Here is a 20,712-nt window from a genome sequence, read left to right on the forward strand (position 1 = left end):
CCATAGGGAGTGAGCAAACGTATTCATGAAAAAAATGGAACTGTGACAGGGTGCAACTTACCGAGCACGGAAAGTTCAACAACCTTGCAATAAAAAGCATTCTGGCAGACCTTATCCGTAAGCATTAATTACGAAGCGTAAAAAAAATCGCATCCTTGAACTTTTCCCTCCATTATTTTCTCTGCAGTCCGGCAGCCCCGCCCTGCAGCGCGAAAAATGCCGGGGAAATTTATACACAGTGAAGTGATCAACTATGTTAATCCCATCCAAATTAAGCCGCCCCGCTCGGCTGGAAAACACTGTGGTTCGCGATCGCCTGTTGGTGAAGCTTTCAACTGCCGCCAACTATCGCTTAGCGCTGATCGCCAGCCCGGCCGGTTATGGTAAAACGACCCTCGTGTCGCAGTGGGCGGCGGGGCGAAAAGAGCTGGGCTGGTATTCCCTTGATGAGGGAGATAACCAGCAGGAGCGCTTTGCCAGCTACCTGATTGCCGCCGTGCAGCACGCCACCGGCGGCCACTGCGCCAGTAGCGAAATCATGGCGCAAAAGCGGCAATACGCCAGCCTGTCTTCGCTCTTTTCTCAGCTGTTCATTGAGCTAGCGGGATGGGACAAACCGCTGTACCTGGTGATTGATGATTATCATCTGATTGCCAACCCGGTTATTCATGAAGCCATGCGTTTTTTCATTCGCCACCAGCCGGAAAACCTGACGCTGGTGATCCTGTCACGCAATCTCCCGCAGCTTGGCATTGCCAACCTTCGCGTGCGCGATCAGCTCCTGGAAATTGGTAGCCAGCAGCTCGCCTTTACGCATCAGGAAGCCAAACAGTTCTTCGACAACCGCCTGGCAACGCCGATTGAACAAGCGGACAGCAGCCGCCTGTGTGATGACGTTGCTGGCTGGGTAACGGCACTCCAGTTAATCGCCTTGTCTGCACGCCAGAGCAATACGCCAGCTCAACATTCCGCACGCCGTCTGTCGGGCATTAACGCCAGCCATCTTTCAGATTATCTGGTGGATGAAGTCCTGAACAACGTTGATGCCGATACCCGCAACTTCCTGCTGAGAAGCTCCATCCTGCGCTCAATGAATGACGCATTGATCATCCAGGTAACGGGTGAAGAAAATGGCCAGATGCGGCTGGAGGAGATTGAGCGCCAGGGCTTGTTCCTGCAGCGCATGGACGATTCCGGCGAATGGTTCTGCTTCCACCCGCTGTTTGGCAGTTTCCTTCGCCAGCGCTGCCAGTGGGAGCTGGCCGCAGAGCTGCCGGATATTCACCGGGCGGCCGCCGAAAGCTGGATGGCGCAAGGCTTCCCAAGCGAGGCTATTCACCACGCGCTGGCGGCAGGTGACGCCAATATGCTGCGCGATATTCTGCTGGGCCACGCCTGGGCGCTGTTTAACCACAGCGAACTGACGCTGCTCGAGGAGTCACTGAAGGCGCTGCCGTGGGAAAGTCTGCTGGAAAACCCAAAACTTGTGCTGCTGCAGGCCTGGCTGATGCAAAGCCAGCACCGCTACGGCGAAGTGAATACCCTGCTGGCAAGGGCCGAGCAGGAAATGGACCTGGTCATCGACGACACGTTGCACGGTGAATTTAACGCCCTGAGAGCCCAGGTTGCCATCAACGCGGGCGATCCGGCGGAAGCCGAGCGCCTGGCCATGGTCGCGCTGGAAATGCTGCCGCTGGCCAATTTTTACAGCCGCATAGTAGCGACTTCGGTTCACGGCGAAGTGCTGCACTGCAAGGGCGATCTGACGAAATCTCTTTCCGTTATGCAGCAGACCGAGCAAATGGCCCGCCGCCACGATGTGTGGCACTACGCGCTGTGGAGCCTCATTCAGCAAAGCGAAATCCTGCTGGCTCAGGGGTTCTTACAGGCCGCCTGGGAAACCCAGGAGAAAGCCTTTGTGCTGATCCGCGAGCAGCACCTCGAACAATTGCCACTGCATGAGTTTCTACAGCGTATCCGCGCCCAGCTGCTTTGGGCCTGGGCCCGGCTGGATGAAGCCGAAGCGGCAGCCCGCAGCGGAATGGAGGTCCTTTCCAGCTTCCAGCCGCAGCAACAGCTCCAGTGTCTGGCGCTGCTGGTGCAATGCTCGCTGGCGCGCGGTGACCTGGATAATGCTCGTAATCACCTTAATCGCCTTGAAAATTTGCTTGGGAACGGTCCCTGGCACAGCGACTGGGTCTCAAACGCCGACAAGGTGCGGGTGATTTACTGGCAAATGATTGGCGATAAAAAGTCGGCAGCCAACTGGCTGCGCCTGACGCCGAAGCCTGAATTTGCCAATAACCACTTCCTGCAAAGCCAGTGGCGGAATATCGCCCGCGTACAAATCCTGCTGGGTGAGTACGATCCGGCGGAAATGGTGCTGGAAGAACTTAACGAAAACGCCCGCAGCCTGCGTCTGATGAGCGACCTTAACCGCAACCTGCTGCTGCTCAACCAGCTTTACTGGCAGGCGGGCAGAAAAAGTGACGCTCAGCGCGTGCTGCTGGAAGCTCTGGCGCTGGCAAACCGCACCGGGTTTATCAGTCACTTTGTTATCGAAGGGGAAGCGATGGCGCAGCAGCTGCGCCAGCTTATTCAGCTCAACACGCTGCCGGAGCTGGATCAGCACCGCGCTCAACGCATCCTGCGTGAGATAAACCAGCACCACCGCCATAAGTTTGCGCACTTTGATGAAAGCTTTGTGAACCGTCTGCTGAATCACCCGGAAGTGCCGGAGCTTATCCGCACCAGCCCGCTGACGCAGCGAGAATGGCAGGTGTTGGGGCTGATTTATTCCGGCTATAGCAACGAGCAGATCGCCGGAGAGTTAGATGTTGCGGCCACCACCATCAAAACGCATATCCGAAATCTTTACCAGAAGCTGGGCGTGGCGCACCGTCAGGACGCGGTACAGCATGCACAGAAATTACTGAAGATGATGGGGTATGGGGTTTAGCTGGAGATATTCTGAAGGCTAGTTTCAGCCCCTCACCCCGGCCCTCTCCCCATAGGGGAGAGGGGGGATAAAAATCTGAAGATGAGCGAAACCTGCCAACACTCGGACTGAAAAGGGTTCAACTCTCTTTAAGACGCCAGCGACAGTCCCGCTTTAGCCGCCTGCTTTACCAGCCACTGCGCCACCCGCGCCTGCTGCTCTTCGTTCAGCCACATGCCCAGTTTGGTGCGGCGCCACAGCGCATCTTCCGCACATCTGACCCATTCATGCTCAACCAGGTAGCGAAGCTCGGCTTCATAAAACTCATGGCCAAAATCTTCGCCCAAATCGCCCAGGGTTTTGGCATCGCCCAGCACCAGGTCGCTGTTGCTGCCATAGGTGCGCGCCAGGTGGCGGGCGAGACTTTCGGTCAGGAAACCGTAGCGACGGCGCAGTTTGGCCGCATAATCATCGCGATCGCCGCCGATGTCACCGCCAGGCAGGCGGCACTCTTTGGTCCAGGCCGGGCCGATATTCGGGTAGTAACGCTCCAGCTTATCCAGCGCATGTTCAGCCAGCTTACGGTAGGTCGTCAGTTTCCCGCCGAAGACCGACAGCAGCGGTGCCTGACCATTTTCGTCATGAATATCGAGAGTGTAATCGCGGGTCACCGCCTGCGGAGAATCAGACTCGTCATCACACAGCGGGCGCACGCCAGAATAGGTCCAGACGATATCATCTTTGGTCAGCGTCTTTTTGAAATGCGCGTTGTAAACGTTTAGCAGATAGCTCACTTCTTTGTCATCAATCTGCACCGCTTTCGGGTCACCGTGGTATTCCACGTCGGTGGTGCCGATGATGGAGAATTCGTCCATCCACGGGATCACAAACACAATACGTTTATCTTCGTTTTGCAGGATGTAAGCCTGCTTCTGGGTATGCACGCGAGGCACCACAATGTGGCTGCCTTTGATCAGGCGGATACCGTAAGGCGAAGGCAGATGCAGCCCTTCGTCAAAGAAAGTTTTCACCCACGGGCCGGTGGCGTTCACCAGGCCTTTCGCGCGCCAGGTAAAGGTTTCGCCGGTATCAATATCCTGCGCTTCGACGACCCACAGCCCATTTTCGCGGGTTGCTTTGGTGGCGCGAGTACGGGTTTTCACCTCTCCGCCCTTGCGGGTCACCATTTGGGCGTTAGCCAGCACCAGGCGAGCATCATCCACCCAGCAATCGGAATATTCGAAACCGCGCACGATCTCAGGCTTCAGCACTGAATCTGCGCCAAAACGCAAGCCGGTCGAGGCCGGCAAACTGGTGCGTTTCCCCAGATGATCGTACATGAACAGGCCAGTCCGAATCATCCACGCCGGACGAAGGTGCGGCCGGTGCGGTAAACGGAAGCGCATCGGGAAAGCAATGTGCGGCGCCATTTTCAACAGCACTTCACGCTCCGCCAGCGCCTCACTCACCAGGCGAAACTCGTAATGCTCCAGGTAGCGCAGGCCGCCGTGAATCAGCTTCGAGCTGGCGGAAGAGGTCGCGCAGGCCAGATCCTGTCCCTCCAGCATCAACACGGATAACCCGCGGCCAGCGGCGTCCGCCGCAATACCGGCGCCGTTGATTCCACCGCCAATAACAATCAGATCTTTGGTTTCCATGTTGCCCTCACGCACTTTCGTTAAAGCTCAAAAATGTTCGATATCGCTCATAATAGCAAGTGTTCGCCCGCTTTGGTAACGAAATAAAAACATTTCTACGTGATATGGATAACATATTGGCGTTAATATCAGCGCCAGCGGGGCGCGATGCCTTAACATGCCCCTTGTTTCCTTTCTTTCTCGACGAGTAAAACCATGGATCAATTTGAATGTATTGGTGTGGAAGAAGCACACCAGAAACTCCAGCAGCAGCAGGCGGTATTGGTGGATATCCGCGATCCGCAGAGCTTTGCCATGGGACACACGCCGGGGGCTTACCACCTTACCAACGACACGCTGGTGAATTTTATGCAGCAAACCGACTTCGACACGCCGGTCATGGTGATGTGCTACCACGGCAACAGCAGCAAAGGCGCCGCCCAATATCTGCTGCAGCAAGGCTATGACCAGGTCTACAGCATCGACGGGGGCTTTGATGCCTGGCACCGCCATTTCCCGGCTGAAGTCGCTCACGGCGCGTAAAGTTCAGCCCTTGTCGCTCCCTGCAGGTATACTGCTTGCCTTAATAAAAGCTTTACCCTAAATAATTTGAGTCGTAGGAAGACGGCAAGTGAGCTCATCCTCAGGCGCTTACATAAAGTAAGTAACTGAGGTGAGGGAGTGCAGACGGTGTACCTACGGCTCGAAGTATGACGGGTAAATAGACGAAGTTGGTTAAACTTTCATGATCATGATTACCTCTTTCGCCAACCCGCGCGTGGCGCAGGCTTTTGTAGATTACATGGCAACTCAGAGCGTTATTCTTACGATTCAGCAACATACGCAAAGCGATGTCTGGCTGGCGGATGAGAACCAGGTACAGTATGTCCGCGCCGAGCTGGAAAAGTTCGTCGCGAACCCTGGCGACCCGCGCTACCAGGCCGCCAGCTGGAGCACCGGCCACAGCGGCGTGGGTTTCAGCTATAAACGCTATCCGTTTTTCGCCACCATCAAAGAGCGCGCCGGCCCGCTGACGCTTATCGTCATCGGCGTGTGTATCGCGCTGTTTGTCCTGCTCAATATCGTGGGCTTCGGTCCGGTGATCTCCGTGCTTGGCTGGCCGCTCGTGCCCGAGCAGCGCTTTGAGTTTTGGCGTTATTTCACGCACGGATTACTGCATTTCTCCTTGCTGCATATCCTCTTTAACCTACTATGGTGGTGGTATTTAGGCGGCGCGCTCGAAAAACGCCTCGGCACCGGCAAACTGCTGACGCTGACGCTTATCTCCACCCTGCTGAGCGGTTTTATGCAGGCTAAATTTACCGGCCCACTGTTTGGCGGTCTGTCAGGCACGGTGTTTGCGCTGATGGGTTATGTCTGGCTGCGCGGAGAGCGAGATCCCGACAGCGGCATTCAGATGCAGCGCGGGCTGCTGGCGTTTGCGGTAATTTGGTTGGTTATTGAGGTCTTTACTCAGTCCGCTGTCATTCCAGCGCACCTGACCGGCATGCTGGTTGGCCTGGCGATGGCGCTGGTAGATACCCTGAATGCGCGAAAACGAACATAACAATGCTGGAGTAGCTTGTGAAGCAGACACAACGTCATGACGCGATTATTGAGCTGGTTAAGCAGCAGGGATACGTCAGTACCGAAGAGTTGGTGGAACAGTTTGCCGTCAGCCCGCAAACCATCCGCCGGGATTTAAACGACCTGGCCGATCAGAATATGATCCTGCGCCACCACGGCGGAGCGGCCCTGCCCTCCAGCTCGGTTAACACCCCGTGGCATGACCGAAAAGCAACGCAAACCGCAGAAAAAGAGCGTATTGCGCAGAAGGTTGCCAGCCAAATTCCTAACGGCGCCACGCTGTTTATCGACATCGGCACGACGCCGGAAGCCGTGGCGCATGCGCTGCTTAATCACAGCAATCTGCGCATTGTGACCAACAACCTCAACGTGGCGAACACGCTGATGGCTAAAGAAGATTTCCGTATCATTCTGGCCGGCGGAGAGTTGCGCAGCCGCGATGGCGGCATTATCGGCGAAGCCACGCTGGACTTCATTTCCCAGTTCCGTCTCGACTTCGGCATTCTCGGCATCAGCGGGATCGACAGCGACGGCTCGCTGCTTGAGTTCGACTACCACGAGGTTCGCACCAAGCGCGCGATTATCGAAAACTCTCGTAGCGTGTTGCTGGTCGTGGACCATTCGAAGTTTGGCCGTAATGCGATGGTGAATCTGGGCAGTATTAGCCTGGTGGATACCGTGTATACCGACGTGGTGCCGCCAGCAGGAGTGATGCAGGTGATTAAAGAGAATAACGTGCAGCTGGAGCTGTGCTGAGTTTTACCCTCACCCCGGCCCTCTCCCTAAAAGGGAGAGGGAGAAAAGAATCTGGCCCTTTTCTCCCGACTAAGCAGGGGGAGGAAGAAGCACCGCTATTCTGATCCCCTCTCCTCCGTGGGGAGAGGGTTAGGATGAGGGCGAGGGGAAAAGTTACAATCTCACCGGCTTAATATGCCAAATCTCGTCGGCATACTCCTGAATCGTCCTGTCTGACGAGAAATAGCCCATATTGGCAATATTGTGCATCGTGCGGATAGTCCACTCCTCCGGCTGCTGGTAAACCTCATCCACCTTGTCCTGACAGTCCACATAGCTGCGGTAATCCGCCAGCACCTGGTAGTGATCGCCAAAGTTAATCAGCGAGTCAACTAAGTCCCGATAGCGCCCCGGCTCTCCGGGGCTGAATGCCCCCGTCGCGATTTGCGTCAGTACCTGGCGCAGCTCTTCATCCTTCTCGTAATACTCCCGAGGGTTGTAGCCTTTACTGCGGAGTGTCTCCACCTCTTCTGCGGTGTTGCCGAAGATAAAGATGTTGTCCTTGCCGACGTGGTCGAGCATCTCCACGTTGGCGCCGTCCAGCGTCCCGATGGTCAACGCCCCGTTAAGCGCAAACTTCATGTTACTGGTCCCCGAAGCTTCGGTTCCCGCCAGTGAAATTTGCTCGGAGAGATCTGCCGCCGGAATAATCAACTGGGCGAGGCTGACGCTGTAGTTGGGGATAAACACCACCTTCAGCTTATCTTTAACCTGCAGGTCGTTGTTGATGACCTCCGCAACGTCGTTGATAAGATGAATAATATGCTTCGCCATGTAATAGGCCGACGCCGCTTTACCCGCGAAAATATTCACGCGTGGCACCCATTCCGCCTCAGGATCGGCCTTGATGCGGTTATAGCGGGCGATCACATGCAGGACGTTCATTAGCTGGCGCTTATATTCATGAATGCGCTTAATCTGCACGTCGAATAAGGCGTCCGGGCTCACCACGACGTTCAGTTGCTGCCCTATGTACGTCGCCAGCCGTTTTTTATTCGCCAGCTTGGCCTTACGCACCGCCTGATGCACCGTCGGGTAGTCAATGTGCTGCTTCAGGTCGTTCAGTTGGCTTAAATCCGTCCGCCAGGTCTGCCCGATATTCTCATCCAGCACTTCAGACAGCGCCGGGTTGGCAAGCGCCAGCCAGCGGCGCGGCGTGACGCCGTTCGTTTTGTTGCTAAAGCGCATCGGGAAGATACTGGCGAAGTCGGCAAACAGGGACTGCACCATCAGATTGGAGTGCAGCTCAGACACGCCGTTCACCTTATGGCTGACCACCACCGCGAGCCAGGCCATCCGCACTCGCCTGCCGTTGGATTCGTCGATGATCGATGCCCTGCCCAGCAGCCCCGTGTCGTTCGGGTACTGCTCCTGCAGGGTTTTCAGGAAGTAGTCGTTAATCTCAAAGATTATCTGCAGATGGCGCGGCAGGATCTTGCCAAGCATGTCCACCGGCCAGGTTTCCAGGGCTTCGCTCATCAGCGTGTGGTTGGTGTACGAGAAGACCTGGCAGGTCACTTCGAACGCTTCCTCCCATTCAAACTTATGCTCGTCAATCAGCAGCCGCATCAACTCCGGAATCGACAGCACCGGGTGAGTGTCATTCAGGTGAATCGCAATTTTATCCGCAAGGTTGGCGTAGGTTTTATGCAGCTGATAATGGCGGCTCAGAATGTCCTGCATGGTCGCAGAAACCAGGAAATACTCCTGACGCAGGCGAAGCTCACGCCCCGAATAGGTAGAGTCATCGGGATAAAGCACGCGGGACACGTTTTCGGAGTGATTTTTGTCTTCCACCGCCGCGAAGTAATCGCCCTGGTTAAACTTACCGAGGTTGATCTCGCTGCTCGCCTGAGCGTTCCATAGCCGCAGCGTGTTGGTCGCGTCGGTGTCGTAGCCCGGAATAATCTGGTCATAGGCAACCGCGAGGATCTCTTCGGTTTCGACCCAACGAGACTTTTTCCCTTCCTGCTGAATACGCCCGCCGAAACGCACCTTGTAGCGCGTATTGTGGCGCTTAAACTCCCACGGGTTGCCGTACTCAAGCCAGTAGTCCGGCGACTCTTTCTGGCGGCCATCGACGATGTTCTGCTTGAACATCCCGTAGTCGTAACGAATGCCGTAGCCACGCCCAGGCAGCCCCAGGGTCGCCAGCGAATCGAGGAAACAGGCGGCGAGACGCCCCAAACCGCCGTTGCCAAGGCCGGGGTCGTTCTCCTCGTCAATCAACTCTTCGAGGTCGAGGCCCATCTCTTCGAGGGCATTTTTCACATCTTCATAGATGCCGAGGGAAAGCAGCGCGTTCGACAGCGTGCGTCCGATCAGAAACTCCATCGACAGGTAGTAAACCTGGCGGACTTCCTGGGAAAGCTGGGCACGGTTGGAACGCAGCCAGCGCTCCACCAGCCTGTCGCGCACGGCAAACAGCGTCGCGTTAAGCCACTCGTGTTTATTGGCGATGGCAGGGTCTTTCCCCACCGTAAACATCAGCTTATAGGCAATCGAGTGTTTAAGCGCCTCGACGCTCAGCGTGGGTGATGCATAGGAAAAGGGTGCGTTCATATCAGTGATTCCTGGTGTATGGGTAATTACATCAAGCGTTGATAAAGGTCGCGGTATGACTGCGCCGCTACCTGCCAGCTAAAATCCATATTCATTGCCTGCCGCTGCACAAAACGCCACAGCGACGGGCGGGACCACAGCACGAAAGCACGCCGGATCGCGCGGAGCAGCGACCAGGCATTACTGTCTTCAAACACAAAACCGGTAGCCACACCGTCAGCCAGATTCTCGAGAGAAGTATCAGACACGGTGTCAGCCAGGCCGCCGGTTCGCCGCACCAGCGGCAAGGTGCCATATTTCAAACCGTAGAGCTGCGTTAAGCCGCAGGGCTCAAAGCGGCTCGGGACTAAAATCACGTCGGCACCGCCCATGATGCGGTGGGAAAATGCCTCGTGATAGCCAATCTGGACGCCTACCTGGCCCGGATGCTCGGCCGCCGCCGCCAGGAACCCTTCCTGCAGCACGGAGTCCCCGGCGCCCAGCAGCGCCAGCTGCCCGCCCTGCTCCAGCAACCCAGGCAGAGCCTCAAGCACCAGATCCAGCCCTTTTTGGTTGGTTAACCGACTGACCACCGCGAACAGCGGGACTTTGTCGTTCACCTTCAGCCCCATCGCCACCTGCAGCTGGCGTTTGTTTTCGGCTTTCTCCTCCAGCGAATCGCGGTTATACCGCGAGGCCAGCAGCAGGTCGCTTTCCGGGTTCCAGATCTTGTCGTCCACGCCGTTTAAAATGCCCGACAGGCGCCCTTCACGCTGGCGCTGGCGAAGCAGCCCTTCCATGCCATAGGCAAAATGCGGGTCGGTAATCTCCCGGGCATAGGTTGGGCTGACGGCGGTGATGTGGTCGGCATAGTAAAGCCCGGCCTTCAGGTACGAAATCTGGCCGTGGAATTCCAGCCCGTTCATGTCGTAGACCCACCACGGCAAATCAATTTCACTTAAGTGATGAGCATAGAACATTCCCTGATAGGCGAGGTTATGGACGGTAAATACCGACCTGGCTGGCCGCCCGCGAACCTCGAGATAGGCCGGCGTCAGCCCGGCGTGCCAGTCGTGGGCATGCACCACATCGGGATGCCAGAAAGGATCCAGGCCGCAGGCTATTTCCGCCCCAACCCAGCCAAGCAGCGCGAAGCGCAGTACGTTGTCCTGGTAAGCAAACTGGTTCGTGTCGTGGTATGGGCTACCCGGGCGTTCATAAAGATGGGGGGCATCAATCAGATAAATACTAACGCCGTTGTAGTGACCGTAGAGCAGACGCATTGGGCCTGCGAACGTCTGTCGGTGGGCAACCACCTGAATATCTTCGATTCCTCGCCGCACATCAGGAAAGGCGGGCAGCAGGACGCGCGTATCAACGCCGCCGGCAATTTGTGCCGCAGGCAAAGCGCCCAGCACATCCGCAAGGCCGCCCGTTTTCAGCAAAGGAAACATCTCGGAACAGACATGTAAGACCTGCATTATCGCTCCCATATGGAAAGTCGCGGCGCTGTGTCTTAATCATCAGGCAACGCCGAACGATAAAATAACCGCGCACGGCATCATCGTGCGCAGGCCAATCTTCTACGCGTTTCAGCCCTGCAGCTTCGCCAGCATCTCACGCGTGACCAGTACAATGCCCTCTTCAGAGCGATAAAAACGGCGCGCATCCTCTTCGGCATTTTCGCCAACCACCATGCCTTCGGGGATCACGCAGGCGCGGTCGATAATGCAGCGGCGTAATCGGCAGGAGCGCCCGACAATAACGTCCGGCAGCAGGACGGATGAATCGATGTTGCAGAACGAGTTGATACGCACGCGAGGAAACAGCACCGACTGCACAACGACTGAACCAGAAATAATGCAGCCGCCGGACACCAGCGAATTCAGCGTCATGCCGTGGCTGCCGGAGCGATCCTGAACGAATTTAGCGGGCGGCAGCGGCTCCATATGGGTGCGGATCGGCCAGGCCTGGTCATACATATCCAGTTCCGGCATCACCGAGGCCAGGTCAAGGTTTGCCTTCCAGTAGGCTTCTAACGTGCCTACATCGCGCCAGTAAGGTTCGGCGTTAGGGTCGGACTGCACGCAGGAGAGCGGGAACGGATGGGCGTAGGCTTCTCCCGCATGAGTGATTTTCGGGATAATGTCTTTGCCAAAATCGTGGCTGGAGTTTTCATCCCGGTCATCTTCTTCCAGCAGCTTGAACAGGTAATCCGCATCAAAAACGTAAATGCCCATGCTGGCCAGAGACTTACTGCTGTCGTTGGGCATCGTCGGCGGGTTTTCCGGCTTCTCCACGAAATCGATAATTTTTTCGTCCGCGTCCACCGCCATAACGCCAAACGCTGATGCTTCATGCACCGGCACCGGCATGCAGGCCACGGTGCAGCGTGCGCCCTTTTCGACGTGATCGATCAGCATGCGCGAGTAGTCCTGCTTGTAGATGTGGTCCCCGGCCAGGATGACCACATACTCTGCGTCGTAACGGCGAATAATGTCGAGGTTCTGGGTCACGGCGTCCGCCGTGCCGCGATACCAGTTCTCACCGTGTACGCGCTGCTGGGCGGGCAGCAAATCCACAAACTCGTTCATCTCTTCGCTGAAAAAAGACCAGCCGCGCTGAATATGCTGCACCAGAGTGTGCGATTGATATTGAGTAATCACCCCAATGCGGCGAATTCCTGAGTTAATGCAGTTGGATAGCGCAAAATCAATAATGCGGAACTTGCCGCCAAAATGGACCGCAGGCTTGGCGCGGGTCGACGTGAGATCCTTCAGTCGAGTCCCGCGGCCACCGGCCAGAATTAATGCAACGGATTTGATGGGCAGCTGGCGGGCCAACATCAGCGGATCGTTTTTCTCAAACCTAACCATGACGAACTCCTTTTTCATGACTTTTGGAACACGCAAACTCCGTGCGCGGGACCATGCCATACAACCATCACGACCGGGTTGTCCTCTCCGGCAAACGGAGGAACAGCGTGCCATTCCCCCTCAGGTAGAACGATGTCCGCAACTTCTTCGGTCGCGTTAATTGCGATAAGCCAGCGGTCAGACAGCTGGATTTGCAGGCGGTGTACGCCGTTTTGCCACTCATCGACGTTCAGGGGTTGCGCGTCTTTATTCAGCCAACGGACGTTGCCATCACCCTCTTCCCACCAGCGGTTGGCGGTCAGCGCCGGGATAGCCTGTCGAAGCTGGAGGAGCGCCGCCGTAAAGGCCGTCAGGCCGTCATTGCCCTCAGCCCAGTCAAGCCAGGTCAGCACGTTGTCCTGGCAGTAGGCATTGTTGTTGCCGTGCTGGCTGTGGCCGTGTTCATCCCCGGCAAGCAGCATCGGCGTGCCCTGCGAGAGCAGCAGCGTGGTGAGCAGGGCATGCACGCTGTCGCGCCGCCGTTCCTTGGTAATCAAGCTGGCTTCAAGCCCTTCAAACCCATAGTTGTTACTAAAATTGCTGTTGGTGCCGTCGCGGTTATCTTCGCCGTTGGCTTCGTTATGCTTCTGGTTAAAACTTACGCAATCCCGCAGCGTAAAACCATCATGGGCGGTGATTAAATTAATACTGGTGGAAGGCAGCCTTTCGCCGTGGCGATAAACGTCGCTCGAGCCAGCAAAGCGGCAGGCGAAGCCGCCCAAAGAGAGATCCTGCTGGAGCCAGAAGCGGCGCATCCCGTCCCTGAAATGATCGTTCCATTCGGCAAACAGCGGAGGGAAATTACCGACCTGATAACCGCCCTGGCCGATGTCCCAGGGCTCCGCAATCAGCTTCACCTGCGACAGGTGAGGATCGTTTTTAATTGCCTCAAACAGCGGGGCGTCCTGCCGAAATTCGGGCGTGCGCCCCATTACCGAAGCCAAATCGAACCGGAAACCGTCCACGTGAAAACTGTCGACCCAGTAGCGCAGGCAGTCGATCATCTGGGCAACCACGCCCGGCGTGCTGAGATTCAGGGTGTTCCCGCAGCCGGTCCAGTTCTGGTAATCGCCATTGTCCATTAACCAATAATAGCTACGGTTGTCGATTCCGCTCAGCGACAGGGTTGGGCCGTCCTTGTCCAGCTCCGCGCTGTGGTTCAACACAATGTCGAGGATCACTTCTACACCGGCCTGATGCAGCGCTTTGATGGCGCCACGCAGCTCGTTGGCAGCGTTGTGGGGGTTCTGGTCTATCGCGTAGTAGCTTTCAACGGCATAGAAAGCGCGAGGGTTGTAACCCCAATAGTTACTCAGCCCAAGCTGGGAAATCCGTGGCTCGGTAACAAAATGCGCCACGGGCAGCAGCTCAAGCGCCGTGATGCCCAGGCGCTTGAAGTAGTCGATCATCACCGGATGCCCCAGCGCCGCATAAGTCCCACGCAGCTCTTCCGGGATGCCGGGGTGGAGCAACGTCAGCCCGCGAACATGAGCTTCATAGATAACCGTGTTGCCCCACGGCGTTCGGAGCGGCAGGTCGTCTTCCCAGTCAAATGTCTCTCTGACCACTACGCACTTCGCCATGTGCGGGGCGCTGTCTTCAAGGTTGGGCTCATCGTAGCCGCAGTGAAAATGCGGGTGATCTTCTGCCCCGCCGACGACCACGCGAGCACAGGGATCGAGCAGCAGCTTCGCCGGGTTGAAACGGTGGCCCTGCTCAGGCGCCCAGGGGCCATGAACCCGGTAGCCGTACAGCTGCCCCGGCTTGCCATCCGGCAAATAGCCATGCCAGATATCCCCGGAGCGCGCAGGCATGTCGTAGCGGCGCTCGTGGCCATACTCGTCGAACAAGCACAGCTCGACCTTTTCCGCATGCACGGAATAGAGCGTGAAGTTAACGCCTTTGCCGTCGAAATACGCCCCAAAAGGAGCCGGGCTGCCTTGGGTAAGCTGCGTCATGCGTCCCCCTCGCGGATTAACCAGAGCGTGGACAGCGGCGGTAGCGTAATACACAGCGAATGGTCGCGACCGTGGCTAGGCACCGCCTCACTGCGCACCGTGCCGCTGTTACCAGAGTTGCTGCCGTGATAGTGCATGGAGTCGGTATTCAGCTCTTCACGCCAGCGCCCTGGCTGGTTGATGCCGAAGCGATAGTGGTAACGCGGCACCGGCGTAAAGTTGCTGGCGACAATCACCTCATTGCCCTCGGCATCACGCCGCACGAAAATAAAGACTGAATTGACCTTATCTTCCACCACCAGCCATTCAAAGCCATAGCCGTCAAAATCCAGCTGATGCAAGGCCGCATGACGCCGATAGGTATGATTCAGGTCGCGTACGAGGCGCTGCACGCCGTGGTGCCAGTTATCGCCGCCCTGCAGCAGGTGCCAGTCGAGGCTGCTGTCGTGGTTCCACTCTCGCCCCTGGGCAAATTCGTTGCCCATAAACAGCAGCTTTTTGCCTGGAAATGCCCACATCCAGCCGTAGTAGGCGCGAAGATTGGCAAACTTCTGCCAGGCATCCCCCGGCATACGATCAAGAATGGATTTTTTGCCGTGCACAACTTCATCGTGAGACAGCGGCAGCACAAAGTTTTCGGTGCCGTTGTACAGCATGCCGAAGGTCATTTTGTCGTGGTGGTACTGGCGGTAAACCGGGTCGAGCTTCATGTAATCGAGCGTGTCGTGCATCCAGCCCAGATTCCACTTAAACCAGAACCCCAGGCCGTCCATACTTGGTGGGCGAGAGACACCGGCAAAATCGGTGGACTCTTCCGCCATCGTCACCGCGCCCGGCGTTTGTTCGCCGATGATGCGGTTAGTGCTACGCAAAAACGCAATCGCTTCGAGGTTCTCACGCCCGCCGTGCTCATTCGGCACCCATTGGCCGCTTTCCCGGCTATAGTCGCGATAAATCATCGACGCCACGGCATCCACACGCAGGCCGTCAATGCCAAACCGCTCAATCCAGTAGAGCGCGTTGCCCACCAGATAGTTGCTGACTTCCCGGCGGCCATAGTTGTAAATCAGCGTGTTCCAGTCCTGGTGGTAGCCCTCTTGCGGATTGCAGTGCTCATACAGCGCGGTGCCGTCGAACTTCGCCAGCCCGGCGTCATCCGTCGGGAAATGGCCCGGAACCCAGTCCAGCAGAACATTAAGCCCGGCTTCGTGGGCGGTTCTGATGAAATAGAGGAAGTCGTCGCGAGTGCCGAAACGACGCGTCGGCGCGTAAAGCCCCTGCGGCTGATAGCCCCAGCTGCCGTCAAACGGATGCTCGTTAACCGGCAGCAGTTCAAGATGGGTAAAGCCCATCTCTTTGACGTAGGGAATGAGCTGATCCGCCAGTTCGCGGTAGCTGAGCCAGAAATTATTGTCGGTGTGGCGACGCCAGGAGCCGAGGTGCACCTCATAGATGGAGATGGGTTGATCAAAACCGTTAGCTTTCTGCCGCTCGGGGCTGAGCGTGGTTTTCTCCGGCAGGCCGCAAATCAGCGAGGCCGTTTCCGGGCGCATTTGCGCTTCAAAAGCATAAGGATCGGCTTTAATACGCAGCCGCCCTTCGGCGTCCAACAGTTCAAATTTATAAAGCTGACCGTTGTGCGCGCCGGGGATAAACAGCTCCCAAATGCCGCTTTCGCGCCGCAGCCGCATCGGATGGCGGCGGCCATCCCAATAGTTAAACTGCCCCACCACGGAAACGCGACGGGCGTTGGGGGCCCAAAGCGAGAAACGCGTTCCGGTCACGCCGTCCATTGTTTCAGCGTGCGCGCCCAGCGTTTCATAAGGGCGTAAATGCGTGCCTTCTGAGAGCAGCCAGCTATCCAGCTCCTGAGTCAAAGGACCAAAACGGTAGGGATCGTCGATCTGGTTTTCCTGGCCGTGCCAGACAACGGCAAGCTGGTAGCGAAAAGCATTTTTACGGCGAGGGATCAGCCCGCAGAAGAAGCCGCGGGAATCGAGGCAGTCGAGCTGGGCGACTTTACGCCCTGTTTTAGGCTCAATAACCCACACTTCGGTGGCGTCAGGCAACAGCGCCCGAACTTCAAGCCCGGCGTCGGTTTGGTGCATTCCCAGCAGGGAAAACGGATCGGCAAAATGACCCGCAATTAGCGCATTAATCACGTCTCTTTCCGGCAGAACAGACATGGCATTTTCCTTTTTTATGTGTCACCGATGACCCGCCCTACGCCTGCGTGCGGATACGACACTTATCATTGACCCCGACGAACGGTGCGCAACTCCTGTAAGCCAGTTCGCCCAATACTCGCCAAAACGCTTGCGCGTGCTGACTTAAGCATAGCCAACGCTTTATTAACTCCTCGTGAAATTAATTAATGAATTCCGTTGTACCTTAAATTACGGGCAAAAAAAGAGGGGCCACAAAGCCCCTCAGGTAAATAAGTGTAATTATGCGAGTGACCGCAGCATTCTGCGCAGCGGTTCGGCGGCACCCCACAGCAGCTGGTCGCCGACGGTGAAGGCGGAAAGGTACTCCGGCCCCATGTTCAGCTTGCGCAGACGGCCAACCGGCGTCGACAGTGTGCCGGTTACCGCGGCAGGCGTCAGTTCACGCATGGTGATATCGCGGTCGTTTGGCACCACTTTCGCCCACGGGTTGTGTGCGGCCAGCAGCTCTTCCACGGTAGGAATAGACACGTCTTTTTTCAGCTTGATGGTGAACGCCTGGCTGTGGCAGCGCAGCGCGCCAACGCGCACGCACAGACCGTCAACCGGGATAGCAGCAGAGGTCGCAAGAATTTTGTTGGTTTCGGCCTGGCCTTTCCACTCTTCACGGCTCTGGCCGTTGTCGAGCTGCTTGTCGATCCACGGGATCAGGCTGCCGGCCAGCGGCACGCCGAAGTTATCCACCGGCAGCTTGCCGCTGCGGCCAAGTTCGGTGACCTTACGTTCGATATCAAGAATAGCGGAAGCCGGATTTGCCAGTTCGGTAGAAACTTCGCCGTACAGCTGGCCCATTTGGTTCAGCAGCTCGCGCATATGACGCGCGCCGCCGCCGGATGCCGCCTGGTAAGTCGCCACGGAAACCCAGTCAACCAGGTCGTGGGCAAACAGGCCGCCGAGGGACATCAGCATCAGACTGACGGTGCAGTTACCGCCGACGAAGGTTTTCACGCCTTTGTTCAGGCCTTCCTGAATAACGTGCTGGTTTACCGGGTCGAGGATAATAATCGCGTCATCTTTCATGCGTAGAGAAGAAGCTGCGTCGATCCAGTAACCCTGCCAGCCGCTTTCACGGAGCTTTGGATAGATTTCGTTGGTATAATCGCCGCCCTGGCAGGTCACGATGATATCCAGCGCCTTCAGCGCTTCCAGATCAAATGCGTCCTGCAGTGTACCGCCGGTGGTGCCGGCAAACGTAGGGGCTGCCTGCCCAAGCTGGGAAGTGGAGAAGAAAACCGGACGAATGGCGTCAAAATCGCGCTCTTCCACCATGCGTTGCATGAGTACAGAGCCGACCATACCGCGCCAGCCAATAAAACCAACATTTTTCATAGCGACTTAATCCTGCAGAGATGATTGCGTGTGTAAGCGCTGGCCGTGGGCCAGAACATCACTCCACCTTACAAAATGCAGCCAAAGTCGCAAGTGAAATTAATCAATGATATCCACCGAGTCAGAAACAAAGCTTATTACCAGAAACAACTTGCCAGATTTTGGGGAAAACAGATGACTGAAATCATATCCGCCGCGGTACTCCTGATCCTGATTATGGACCCGCTGGGTAACCTGCCGATCTTTATGTCGGTCCTAAAACACACGGAGCCAAAGCGCCGCCGGGCCATTATGATCCGCGAACTGCTTATTGCTCTGCTGCTGATGCTTATCTTCCTGTTTGCCGGGGAAAAAATTCTTGGTTTCCTGAATTTACGCGCTGAAACCGTGTCGATTTCAGGCGGCATTATTCTGTTCCTGATTGCCATTAAGATGATTTTCCCAGGCCAGGAAGGCAGTTCATCCGGCCTGCCTGCGGGTGAAGAGCCGTTTATCGTACCGCTGGCGATCCCGCTGGTTGCTGGCCCTTCTTTGCTGGCGACGCTGATGCTGCTTTCGCACCAGTATCCAAATCAGATGGGGCATTTAGTGGCCGCGCTGATGCTGGCCTGGGGCGGTACCGTGGCAATTCTGCTGCAGTCTTCCCTGTTCCTGCGCCTGTTGGGTGAGAAAGGAGTTAACGCCCTGGAGCGCCTGATGGGGCTGGTGCTGGTGATGATTTCCACCCAGATGTTTCTGGACGGCATCCGCGCCTGGATGCGGGGGTAGCACATCCCTCCCCCTGGGAGAGGACCTGTTCAGGAGTAATAAAAAAGGCAGCCTCCGAAGAGCGCTGCCTTTTTCCTGGTCAGAAGACTTTAGCTCAGCAGGCTGAACGCAATCATCCCGACAATCGCCCCGGTGGTGCCGAGAATGGTTTCCATCATCGTCCAGGTCTTCAGCGTCTGCGCTTCGGTTGCGCCGGTAAACTTACCGAACAGCCAGAAGCCCGCGTCGTTCACGTGGCTCACCACAATAGAACCGCCGGCGATACAAATCGACAGAGCCGCCATCTGAGCGCCGTTATAATTCAGCTGCTCGATAACCGGCATCACCAGGCCAACCGCCGTCAGACAGGCCACGGTAGCAGAACCCTGAATGATACGCACCGCCGCCGCCAGCACGAAGCAGGTAATCGCGATAGGCAGGCCCATCCCGGTCAGCGCTTCGCCCAGTGCCGGGCCCACGCCGGAGTCAACCAGCACCTGTTTGAACACGCCACCGGCACCGATAACCAGCAGGATAATGCCCGCCGGCTGCAGCGCCTGGCCGCAAATCGCCATCACTTTTTCTTTATCCATGCCCTGACGATACGCCAGGCCATAAATAGCCACCAGGCAGGCGACCAGAATCGCAGTAAACGGATGGCCTATGAATTCGAGCCATTCGTACAGCGAAGAACCCGGCGCGGTAAAGCGAGCGGCGATGGTTTTCAGGCCAACCAGCACCAGCGGCAGCAGGATCAGCGACAGGCTGAAACCGAAGGACGGCAGCTTGCCTTCACCCAGATGCGGCTCGGAAATATCTTCCGGAATTTCCAGCGAAACAAATTTGCTGATGAAATTCCCGAACAGCGGCCCGGCAATAATCATGCCCGGGATCGCGGCGCACAGGCCAATCAGGATCATCCAGCCAAAGTCAGCGTGCATCTGGGAGGCCAGCAGCATTGGTGCAGGCCCCGGCAGCAGGAACGCCGCAGCGGCAGCGACGCCAGCAAACAAAGGAATCACCAGTTTCACCAGATTCGTTCCGGTGTGACGCGCCATTGAAAATGCCACGCTAATCAGCAGCACGATAGCCACTTCAAAGAACAGCGGCAGCGCGCAAATCAGGCCGGCCAGGCCAATCGCATAGTGCGCACGGCTGTGGCCGAAGGATTTCAGCATTTTGACGGCAATCTGATCCACCGCGCCGGTTTCATGCAGGATTTTACCGAACATGGCACCCAGGGCGACCACAATCGCCAGGAAGCCCAGCGTCCCGCCCATGCCTTTCTGCATGGTGTCGGCGATTTTGTCGAGCGGCATGCCGGAGAAAAGCCCGGCACCAATAGAAACCACCATCAAAGCCACGAAGGCGTGCATACGTGCCTTCATCACTAAAAACAGCAGGAGCAGCACGGAGCCGACCGCGGTTAAAACAAGCGTTAATGTACTCACTCTGCGCTGCCTTGGTTGATCAATGCGAGGGTGCTGGCGACGACGCCGTCCAGCGGCTGGTCGATATCGACGATCAGCACGTCTTTTTCATCCGCCTGCGGTTCTTGCAGGGTTTCGAATTGGGTCACCAGCATCTGGGTTTTAAAGAAGTGGCCTTTCCGCGCCTTCAGACGGTTTTCGATCACTTCAAAATCACCTTTCATATAGATGAAGGAGAGGTTCGGGTTACCGTCACGCAGCAGGTCGCGATAGTGCTTTTTCAGCGCCGAGCAGACGATCAGCGAAACCTTGTTGGTGCGCTGCATCGCAAACGCGGCATCGTTCAACGCTTTCAGCCACGGGGTACGGTCGTCGTCGTTCAGCGGCTCGCCGGAGGCCATTTTCAGGATGTTGCTGCGGGGGTGCAGGAAGTCGCCGTCAAGAAACGCGGCGTTCAGCTGATGGGCAACTTCGCTGGCAACGGCGGATTTACCGCTGCCGGAGACGCCCATCAGGACGTAAATGTGGTGGTCGTGGTTAGTAGTGCTCATGATGGCTCCGACTCTGACACAAAGCAATGCGCCTGGTTTTGTTACGGGTAACTGTTACC

Annotated in this window: 14 protein-coding genes; 5 read left to right on the forward strand and 9 right to left on the reverse strand. The window is 56.8% G+C overall.

All coding sequences use genetic code 11. The features are described 5' to 3' along the window. Positions 1 to 253 precede the first annotated feature (253 nt). Positions 254 to 2,959, forward strand: a complete 2,706-nt coding sequence (gene malT, locus F3J28_RS18210; RefSeq protein ID WP_166878483.1) for an HTH-type transcriptional regulator MalT — start codon at positions 254 to 256, stop codon at positions 2,957 to 2,959. 128 nt (positions 2,960 to 3,087) lie between these two features. Here malT and glpD read toward each other — a convergent pair whose 3' ends face one another. Further along, entirely contained in the window at positions 3,088 to 4,596 is a 1,509-nt protein-coding gene (gene glpD / locus F3J28_RS18215) for a glycerol-3-phosphate dehydrogenase (RefSeq protein ID WP_166878486.1), read from the reverse strand. A 195-nt stretch (positions 4,597 to 4,791) separates the two neighbouring features. On the opposite strand from glpD, the gene glpE reads away from it, so the two are divergent. From glpE to F3J28_RS18230, 3 genes are all read left to right on the forward strand, one after another. Continuing rightward, complete coding sequence (glpE, locus tag F3J28_RS18220) at positions 4,792 to 5,118, forward strand: thiosulfate sulfurtransferase GlpE (RefSeq protein WP_008457894.1); 327 nt, start codon at positions 4,792 to 4,794, stop codon at positions 5,116 to 5,118. Positions 5,119 to 5,320: 202 nt separating this feature from the next. Further along, complete coding sequence (gene glpG / locus F3J28_RS18225) at positions 5,321 to 6,142, forward strand: rhomboid family intramembrane serine protease GlpG (RefSeq protein ID WP_166878489.1); 822 nt, start codon at positions 5,321 to 5,323, stop codon at positions 6,140 to 6,142. 17 nt (positions 6,143 to 6,159) lie between these two features. Next, complete coding sequence (locus F3J28_RS18230) at positions 6,160 to 6,918, forward strand: DeoR/GlpR family transcriptional regulator (RefSeq protein WP_008457897.1); 759 nt, start codon at positions 6,160 to 6,162, stop codon at positions 6,916 to 6,918. 153 nt (positions 6,919 to 7,071) lie between these two features. Here the strand turns inward: F3J28_RS18230 and glgP are convergent, their stop codons facing one another. From glgP to asd, 6 genes are all read right to left on the reverse strand, one after another. After that, positions 7,072 to 9,519, reverse strand: a complete 2,448-nt coding sequence (gene glgP, locus F3J28_RS18235) for a glycogen phosphorylase (RefSeq protein WP_008457899.1) — start codon at positions 9,517 to 9,519, stop codon at positions 7,072 to 7,074. A 26-nt stretch (positions 9,520 to 9,545) separates the two neighbouring features. Then, positions 9,546 to 10,979 (reverse strand): glycogen synthase GlgA, encoded by a 1,434-nt coding sequence (glgA, locus tag F3J28_RS18240; protein ID WP_166878493.1) that lies wholly within the window; start codon positions 10,977 to 10,979, stop codon positions 9,546 to 9,548. Positions 10,980 to 11,090: 111 nt separating this feature from the next. Continuing rightward, entirely contained in the window at positions 11,091 to 12,374 is a 1,284-nt protein-coding gene (gene glgC / locus F3J28_RS18245) for a glucose-1-phosphate adenylyltransferase (protein WP_166878495.1), read from the reverse strand. Between the two features lie 14 nt (positions 12,375 to 12,388). After that, on the reverse strand, positions 12,389 to 14,371 hold the full coding sequence (gene glgX, locus F3J28_RS18250) for a glycogen debranching protein GlgX (RefSeq protein ID WP_166878498.1): 1,983 nt from the start codon (positions 14,369 to 14,371) through the stop codon (positions 12,389 to 12,391). Then, on the reverse strand, positions 14,368 to 16,557 hold the full coding sequence (gene glgB / locus F3J28_RS18255) for a 1,4-alpha-glucan branching enzyme (protein ID WP_166878501.1): 2,190 nt from the start codon (positions 16,555 to 16,557) through the stop codon (positions 14,368 to 14,370). Before glgB ends, glgX begins: the two co-directional genes overlap by 4 nt. Positions 16,558 to 16,818: 261 nt before the next feature. After that, positions 16,819 to 17,925, reverse strand: a complete 1,107-nt coding sequence (asd, locus tag F3J28_RS18260) for an aspartate-semialdehyde dehydrogenase (protein ID WP_166878504.1) — start codon at positions 17,923 to 17,925, stop codon at positions 16,819 to 16,821. A gap of 174 nt (positions 17,926 to 18,099) precedes the next feature. Between asd and F3J28_RS18265 the strand changes: the two genes are divergently transcribed. Beyond that, positions 18,100 to 18,693, forward strand: a complete 594-nt coding sequence (locus F3J28_RS18265) for a YhgN family NAAT transporter (RefSeq protein WP_008457909.1) — start codon at positions 18,100 to 18,102, stop codon at positions 18,691 to 18,693. A gap of 89 nt (positions 18,694 to 18,782) precedes the next feature. Here the strand turns inward: F3J28_RS18265 and gntU are convergent, their stop codons facing one another. Both gntU and gntK read right to left on the reverse strand, forming a co-directional pair. Continuing rightward, positions 18,783 to 20,123: a gluconate transporter gene (gntU, locus tag F3J28_RS18270; RefSeq protein WP_008457911.1), complete on the reverse strand. Its 1,341-nt coding sequence runs from the start codon at positions 20,121 to 20,123 to the stop codon at positions 18,783 to 18,785. After that, positions 20,120 to 20,653 (reverse strand): gluconokinase, encoded by a 534-nt coding sequence (gene gntK / locus F3J28_RS18275; protein ID WP_008457913.1) that lies wholly within the window; start codon positions 20,651 to 20,653, stop codon positions 20,120 to 20,122. Before gntK ends, gntU begins: the two co-directional genes overlap by 4 nt. Between the last annotated feature and the right edge of the window lie 59 nt (positions 20,654 to 20,712).

Origin of the sequence: Enterobacter sp. Ap-1006, assembly GCF_011752835.1 — a bacterium.
Classification (GTDB): domain Bacteria; phylum Pseudomonadota; class Gammaproteobacteria; order Enterobacterales; family Enterobacteriaceae; genus Cedecea.